The sequence below is a fragment of the Paenibacillus forsythiae T98 genome (assembly GCF_000520735.1).
GTDB lineage: Bacteria > Bacillota > Bacilli > Paenibacillales > Paenibacillaceae > Paenibacillus_AQ > Paenibacillus_AQ forsythiae.
This window is the reverse complement of record NZ_ASSC01000892.1, coordinates 1-7,843: the sequence shown is the minus strand read 5'-3', so window position 1 is coordinate 7,843 and position 7,843 is coordinate 1. Positions and strand designations below refer to the sequence as shown.

The window sequence follows — 7,843 nt, the reverse complement described above, 5'->3', positions numbered from 1 at the left end:
GCCCGGCGGCGGCCGCAGGCCGGATGCCGGGGAGCGCAGCGCCGTAAAGCGTGTCCCGCCGTCCGCGATAGCGGAAGGGACGACAAGCGGCTATCCGCATTAGCCCCGCTTAGCAAGCTCGAACCAAACTCCGTTACGCCGATTTTTTCGGGTGGCCGGAGGGCTGGCCCTCCGGGGTCCCCCTTGGCAAGGGGGATTTAGGGGGATCGACCCACGATTTAGGGGGATGTCCGTCCTAGCACGAACATCCTTCCTTCTCCGCCCCGCCAAAGTCAACCTGCGTCGGGTAATCGTTATCGAAGCAGGACAGGCACAGCCCGCCTTTGTAATCGCCGCCGCTCAGGCCGCCGATGGACTGGATCAGTCCCTCCGGCGACAGGAACGCCAGCGAATCCGCATTGATCTCGCGGCGGATTTCTTCAATCGACTGATGGGAAGCGATCAGCTCGCGGCGGTCTGGCGTGTCGATGCCGTAGAAGCACGGATTCTTGAAGGGCGGCGAAGTGATGCGCACATGCACCTCGGTTGCGCCCGCTTCGCGCAGCAGGTTCACGATCCGGCGCGAGGTCGTGCCCCGCACGATGGAGTCGTCAATCATGACGACGCGCTGGCCTTCCACGACGCGGCGGACGGCGCTGAGCTTCATCTTGACGCCCTGCTCGCGCAGTTCCTGGCTCGGCTGGATGAACGTCCGGCCGGTGTACTTGTTCTTGATCAGCCCAAGCTCGTACGGGATGCCCGTCTGCTCCGCATAGCCGATCGCGGCGGAGATGCTGGAGTCCGGCACGCCGGTCACGATGTCGGCGTCGACAAAGCCTTCAAGCGCAAGCCGGCTGCCCATCCGCTTGCGTGCGGCGTGCAGGTTCGCTCCGTTCATGTCGCTGTCGGGCCGGGCGAAATAAATATACTCCATCGCGCACAGCGCCTTGCGCTGCGGCTCGGCGAACCGGTCTTCGGTCATGCCGTCCTTGTCCAGAATCAGCAGCTCGCCCGGCTGGATATCCCGGACAAGCTCCGCGCCGATCGTCTCCAGCGCGCAGGACTCCGAGGCGAAAATATACGCTTCTCCAACCCGCCCCATCACGAGCGGCCGCAGACCGTTCGGGTCGGAAGCGACCAGCAGCTTGTCGTTAGTCATCAGCAGAAAAGCGAAGCCGCCGACGAGCTGCCGCAGGGCATCCTTGGCCGCGTCCACAAAATCCTTCGGCGAACGCGCGATCAGATGCGCCAACACCTCGGTGTCGCTTGTCGTCTGGAAGATCGAGCCGCTGCTCTCCAGCTCCCGCCGGATCAGCGGCTCGTTCACGATATTGCCGTTCGTGGCAATCGCCAGATCGCCGTCGCGGTACTTGAAGACGAGCGGCTGCGCGTTCGTCAGCCGGCTGTCTCCGCTGGTGGAATAGCGAACATGCCCGATGGACATGTCGCCGACAAGCGACAGGATTTTGTCCTTGTCAAATACTTCCTTGACCAGCCCCATACCGCGATGATAATTGAAGTCCCGGCCGTTCGCCACGCAGATGCCCGCGCTTTCCTCGCCGCGGTGCTGAAGCGCGTGAAGGCCGTAATAAGACATGGAAGCGGCCTCCGGGTGTCCGAAGACCCCGAAAACGCCGCATTCTTCTTTTAATGTATCAAATATATCTCCCGAGCCCGTTCCTTCGTTGTAAAAGTCGCCGGTCCACAGGAGGGGTTCCGCCTGCTTGTTCCCGGTCTTTATTTCATAAGACATGGAATAGCATCCTCCCAAACTGATTTCAGGTCGGAAACCTGTTCATCCAGCACAATCTCGCCATCCATCCAAATACGCAACGGCCCTTCGCCGCTGACCGTGCCGATTACTTCTACCGGCACTCCTGCGGCCGCGATAAACACTCGCAATTGCTCGCCTTGGTCCGCAGAAGCCGTTAGCAAAATACGCGATTGGCTCTCACTGAACAGCGCCACATCGGGACGCAGCCCCTTCGACGACAAAATTACATTCGCGCCGATCCGGCCGCTGATACAGCTCTCGGCCAGCGCCGCCGCAAGGCCGCCTTCGGAGAGGTCATGCGCCGAGCGGACAAGGCCGCTGCGGATGGCGCCAAGCACAGCGTCAAGCAGCTTGCGCTCTACCGCCAGGTCAAGCTGCGGCGGACGGCCTTCCGTTACGCCGTGCACGGCGTACTGGAACTCGCTGCCGCCAAGCTCCGCGCGCGTTTCGCCGAGCAGCAGAATGGCGTCACCCTCATTTTTAAAGCCCTGCGTCGTAATATGATCCGTGTCTTCCACCAGTCCGACCATGCCGACAACCGGCGTCGGATAGATCGCGCCTGTGGCGTTCTCGTTATACAAGCTGACGTTGCCGCCGATAACCGGCGTGTCCAGCACGCGGCAGGCTTCCGCCATGCCGTCCACAGCGCGCTCCATCTGCCAGAAAATATCCGGCTTCTCCGGACTGCCGAAGTTCAGGTTGTCCGTAATCGCCAGCGGCTTCGCGCCGGAGCAGACGATGTTCCGCGCCGCTTCGCCGACCGCGATTTTGCCGCCGACTTCAGGGTCCAGGTACACGTAGCGTCCGTTGCAGTCCGTCGTCATCGCAAGGCCCTTGCGCGTGCCATGAATCGTCACGACCGCAGCATCCGAGCCGGGGCGTACCGCCGTGCTGGTGCGGACCATATAGTCATATTGGTTATAGACCCATGCCTTGCTGGCGACTGTCGGAGAAGCCAGCACCTTCTTCAGCGCGCCGCCAAGGTCGGTCACTTCTTCATAACGCAGCGTATCGACAGACGCATTCTCCTCGTAATAAGCCGGTACGGAAGAAGGCTTGTCATACACCGGACACTCGTCCACCAGCGCCGTCACCGGCATGTCGCCAACGATTTCCCCGTGATGGAACAGCTTCAACCGACCGTCGTCCGTCACCTTGCCGACTTTGCAGCAGATAACGCCCCAGCGGTCAAAAATCTCCTGTGCCTGCGCCTCATCCTTCGGCTCGACGACGAACAGCATCCGCTCCTGGGATTCCGACAGCATCATCTCGTAAGGCGTCATGCCTTCCTCGCGCTGCGGCACCTGGTCGAGATACAGCTCCAGACCATTGCCCGCCTTGCTCGCCATTTCCGAGCTGGAGCAGGTCAGACCCGCCGCGCCCATATCCTGAATGCCGAGCACGATGCCGGTATCAATCAGCTCCAGGCAGGCTTCCATAACCAGCTTCTCCATGAACGGATCGCCGACCTGCACCGCCGTCTTCTTCGCTTCCGACTCCTCGCTCAGCTCTACCGAAGCGAAGGTCGCGCCGTGAATGCCGTCGCGTCCCGTAGGCGGCCCGACGTAGAATACCGGGTTGCCGACACCCTTGGCGACGCCGCGCTGGATTTTGTCGTGATCGATCAGCCCGACGCACATGGCGTTGACGAGCGGGTTGCCGTCGTAGCTGTTGTCGAACATCACTTCGCCGCCGACGGTCGGAATGCCGATACAGTTGCCATAGCCCGCGATGCCGGATACGACATGCTCGAACAAGTATTTAACCCGGTCGCTTTCGAGCTTGCCGAAACGAAGCGAGTTCAGAACCGCCACCGGTCTTGCACCCATCGAGAAAATATCGCGGATAATCCCGCCCACGCCCGTCGCCGCGCCTTGATATGGCTCTACCGCCGACGGATGATTGTGGCTCTCGATCTTGAACACGACGGCCTGATTGTCGCCGATGTCCACAATCCCTGCGCCTTCGCCCGGTCCCATCAGGACGCGGGGGCCGCTTACCGGGAAGCGCCGCAGCAGCGGCTTCGAATTCTTGTACGCGCAGTGTTCGGACCACATGACGCTGAACACGCCGATTTCGGTATAATTGGGAAGGCGTCCCATGAACGAGCAGATCAGCTCGTATTCGCTGTCCGACACGCCGAACTGGCTGTAAATTTTCTGGTCCTTGATTTGCTCCGCGGTCGGTTCCTTAGCGGACACTTGCTGTGCCATGAGTATCCCTCCAGGTTTTCAAAATGGAACTGAACATCCGTTTGCCGTCCTCCGAGCCAAGCAGTGAATTAACCGCCCGCTCCGGATGCGGCATCATGCCGACGACATTGCCGCGTTCATTGCAGATGCCCGCAATATCGGCGACAGAGCCGTTAGGATTGTTCGTATAAGTGAATACGATCTGGTTATTCGCTTTGAGCGAAGCCAGCGTCTCTTCGTCGCAGTAGTAGTTGCCTTCGCCGTGGGCAATCGGAATGACGATTTCTTCGCCTTCCGCATAATCCGTTGTGAAAGGCGTTGTATTGTTAACGACCTTAAGCGTCGTATCATGACATCGGAATTTCATCGATTCGTTGCGTCGCAGCGCGCCCGGCAGCAGTCCCGCCTCGGTCAGAATCTGGAAGCCGTTGCAGATGCCGAGCACGAACTTGCCCTGCTCAGCGGCCTTGGCCACCTCGTTCATCACGGGAGCAAACCGCGAAATCGCGCCGCAGCGCAGGTAGTCGCCGTAAGAGAAGCCGCCCGGAACGAGAATGCAGTCATAAGCGGACAGGTCGGTCGCCGTATGCCACACAAAGTCAACAGGCTCGCCAAGCGTATCCTCTACCGCTTTGTAGCAGTCGATGTCGCAGTTGGAGCCGGGAAAGACAAGGACAGCAAATTTCATGACTCTTACCCCTCCAATTCGTATCGGTAATCCTCGATCACCGTATTTGCGAGCAGCTTCTCGCACATATCCTTAAGACGCTTTGCGGCCTCTTCGCGGTCGTTCGTATCCAGAGTCAGTTCCATGTACTTCCCGATGCGCAGGCTCTCGACTTCCTGGAAGCCTACAGAATGCAGTGCCCCTTGTACAGCTACCCCCTGGGGATCAAGCACGCTCTTTTTGATGGTGACATATACCTTCGCTTTTAACATAGCCTCGTCGTTCCTCCTAAATATTCATGCCCCCGAGCTTCCGAATACATAATGAAAGGCAGGCGGACAATAGCAATTTTATATAAATCGAACTTCAACCATTAAGAAAAATCAGTTCAGCGAATGTCCGGTAATCCGGTGGTAAATATCCAGGTAGCGGCGGCTCGTCTCAGTGACGACCTCCTCCGGAAGCGGATCGGGTGTACTGTCCTTGTCCCAGGAAGAGGAAGCAAGATAAGCCCGCACCGGCTCCTTGTCCATGCTGTCGATTTCAATATCCAGCGCGTATTTGTCTTGTGCCCAGAAACGGGAGGCATCCGGTGTGAAAATTTCATCAATCAGGATGACCTTGCCGTCCAGAATACCGAATTCGAACTTGCAGTCGGCCAGCAAAATGCCGCGCTCGGCGCAGTAATCCCTTGCGAAAGCATACAGCTTCAGACTCTTCTCTTTAAGCTCGTCCGCCAGCTCCTTGCCGATCAGCTCCTGCATTGTGGAGAACGGAATGTCCTCGTCGTGTCCGACGTCATTTTTGGCCGCCGGTGTAAAGATCGGCTCAGGCAGCTTCGCGTTTTTGCGCAGATCCTTTGGCAGCTCGATGCCGTTGACCTTGCCGGTCTCCTTATACTGCCGCCAGCCGCCGCCGGTAATGTATCCGCGCACCACGCATTCCATATCAATCCGCTGCGCCTTGCGCACAACCATGATGCGGTTTCTCAGAAGCTCCGGTTCTTTGACGATCGCGCCCAGACGGTCCACGTCAATATGCACAACATGATTCTCCAGCAGCTCCTTCGTCTGACCGAACCAGAATGCGCTCAGGCGGTTCAGCACATTGCCTTTCTCCGGCACAGCCGGTTCCAGCACATAGTCGAACGCGGATATCCGGTCCGTCACGACGATCAGCATATGCTCTCCCAAATCGTACAGCTCGCGCACTTTGCCTTTGTACAGCAGCGGAGCGTCGATCAGATCCACCGCAGTCGATACGGCAGGGTGTGTCATGGCCTTTCCTCCCTTGAAGAAATGAGTTTAGATCAAGCCCAGCTTCCGGAAAATCGTATCCACATTCTTGAGATGCCAAGACGGGTTGAACGCGTCCGCAATCTCTTCGGGACTGAGCAACGCCGTGATTTCCGGTGTATTCTCGACGATCTCGCGGAAATGCTGCTGCGTCTCCCAAGCCTGCATGGCGCGCGGCTGCACCGTATCGTATGCCTGCTCGCGGCTGAAGCCCTTGTCGATCAGCTTCGTCATGACGCGGCCGGAGAACGGCACGCCATACGTGCGCTCCATATTGCGCTTCATATTTTCCGGGAACACGGTCAGGTTCTTCACAATGTTGCCAAGACGGTTCAGCATATAGTTGAGGAGCATCGTCGCATCCGGGAGAATGACCCGTTCCACCGAGGAATGCGAGATGTCGCGTTCATGCCAGAGCGGCACGTTCTCGTAAGCTGTAACCATATGTCCGCGGATCACCCGGGACAGGCCGGAAATATTCTCGCAGCCGATCGGGTTGCGCTTGTGCGGCATCGCAGACGACCCTTTTTGTCCCTTGGCAAAAGCCTCCTCCACCTCGCGCACCTCGCTCTTTTGCAGCGCGCGGATTTCGGTAGCGAACTTGTCAAGCGAAGTAGCGACCAGCGCCAGCGTCGCCATATACTCGGCATGACGGTCGCGCTGAAGCGTCTGCGTCGAGATTGGCGCGGGGCTTGTGCCCAGCTTGCGGCAGACGAACTCCTCCACGAACGGGTCGATGTTGGCGTAGGTGCCGACCGCCCCGGAGATTTTGCCGAACTGCACGCCGTTTGCGGCATGGCGGAACCGCTCCAGATTGCGCTTCATTTCCTCGTACCACAGCGCCATCTTCAGACCGAATGTTGTCGGCTCGGCGTGTACGCCATGCGTGCGTCCCATCATTGGCGTATCTTTGTAAGCGACCGCCTTGTCTTTTAGAATTTCAATGAAATTCACAATGTCCTTCTCCAAAATCTCGTTGGCCTGGCGCAGCAGGTAACCCAGCGCCGTGTCAACGACATCGGTGGAAGTCAGGCCGTAATGCACCCATTTGCGCTCCGCCCCAAGACTCTCCGATACCGCGCGCGTAAACGCGATCACGTCATGGCGGGTCTCCTGCTCGATTTCGTAGATCCGGTCGATATTGAACTCCGCGTTCTCCCGCAGCTTGACCGTGTCCTCCTTCGGGATGACGCCAAGCTCCGCCCATGCCTCACAGGCGCACAGCTCCACTTCGAGCCAGGCTTTGAATTTATTCTCTTCGGTCCAGATGGCACGCATTTCCGGTCTGCTGTAACGTTCGATCATGTGATTTCAGTTCCTCCAAAGGTTAGTTTGCTCTACCCAGGCCAGCGCATCCGCCGTATCCTTGCAGAGCAGATTGATGTGGCCCATCTTGCGGCCCGTCTTGCTTTCGGTCTTGCCATATATATGAAGCTTGGGAATGACACCAAGCCGATTGGCCGCTTCATCATCACTGGAGAAGCGTCCGATTGCGCCCTCCAGATGCTGGCCCAGCACATTGACCATAACGACGGGGGTCAATAGCTCCGTATCGCCAAGCGGCAGGTTGCACACCGCCCGCACATGCTGCTCGAACTGCGAGGTAGCGCAGGCGTCCATCGTATAATGGCCGGAGTTATGCGGCCGGGGCGCCAGCTCGTTGACGAACAGCTCGCCATCCTCCGTCACGAACATCTCCACCGCCAGCAGACCGACGGCGTTCAGTCCCGCGATGAGCTTCTCCGCCAGCTCGCGGGCTCTGCTCTGGATGGCCCCCGGCACCCGGGCGGGCACGATGGACAGATGGAGAATATTGCTCACATGAATATTCTCCGCCGCTGGAAAGCTTTTCACCTCGCCCCGCGCGCTGCGGGCGGCAACTACCGAGATTTCGCACCGGAACGGCACGAACTTCTCCAGCACCAGCGAGGCGTCT

General features: G+C 58.8%; 7 protein-coding genes. All 7 read right to left on the bottom strand.

The features are described from left to right. Positions 1–235 precede the first annotated feature (235 nt). On the bottom strand, positions 236–1,732 hold the full coding sequence (gene purF, locus L692_RS0127145; protein WP_025703127.1) for an amidophosphoribosyltransferase: 1,497 nt from the start codon (positions 1,730–1,732) through the stop codon (positions 236–238). Next, positions 1,717–3,966, bottom strand: a complete 2,250-nt coding sequence (gene purL, locus L692_RS0127140; RefSeq protein WP_025703126.1) for a phosphoribosylformylglycinamidine synthase subunit PurL — start codon at positions 3,964–3,966, stop codon at positions 1,717–1,719. Before purL ends, purF begins: the two co-directional genes overlap by 16 nt. Continuing rightward, positions 3,944–4,633: a phosphoribosylformylglycinamidine synthase subunit PurQ gene (gene purQ / locus L692_RS0127135; protein WP_025703124.1), complete on the bottom strand. Its 690-nt coding sequence runs from the start codon at positions 4,631–4,633 to the stop codon at positions 3,944–3,946. Before purQ ends, purL begins: the two co-directional genes overlap by 23 nt. A gap of 5 nt (positions 4,634–4,638) precedes the next feature. Further along, positions 4,639–4,884 (bottom strand): phosphoribosylformylglycinamidine synthase subunit PurS, encoded by a 246-nt coding sequence (gene purS, locus L692_RS0127130; protein WP_025703122.1) that lies wholly within the window; start codon positions 4,882–4,884, stop codon positions 4,639–4,641. 111 nt (positions 4,885–4,995) lie between these two features. Continuing rightward, positions 4,996–5,889 (bottom strand): phosphoribosylaminoimidazolesuccinocarboxamide synthase, encoded by an 894-nt coding sequence (locus L692_RS0127125; protein WP_025703120.1) that lies wholly within the window; start codon positions 5,887–5,889, stop codon positions 4,996–4,998. A gap of 27 nt (positions 5,890–5,916) precedes the next feature. Beyond that, a complete protein-coding gene (gene purB, locus L692_RS0127120) occupies positions 5,917–7,212 on the bottom strand; it encodes an adenylosuccinate lyase (RefSeq protein WP_025703118.1) in 1,296 nt (431 codons plus the stop codon). 6 nt (positions 7,213–7,218) lie between these two features. Further along, on the bottom strand, positions 7,219–7,843 hold a 625-nt coding region (locus L692_RS0127115), incomplete at its 5' end, for an ATP-grasp domain-containing protein (RefSeq protein WP_025703116.1).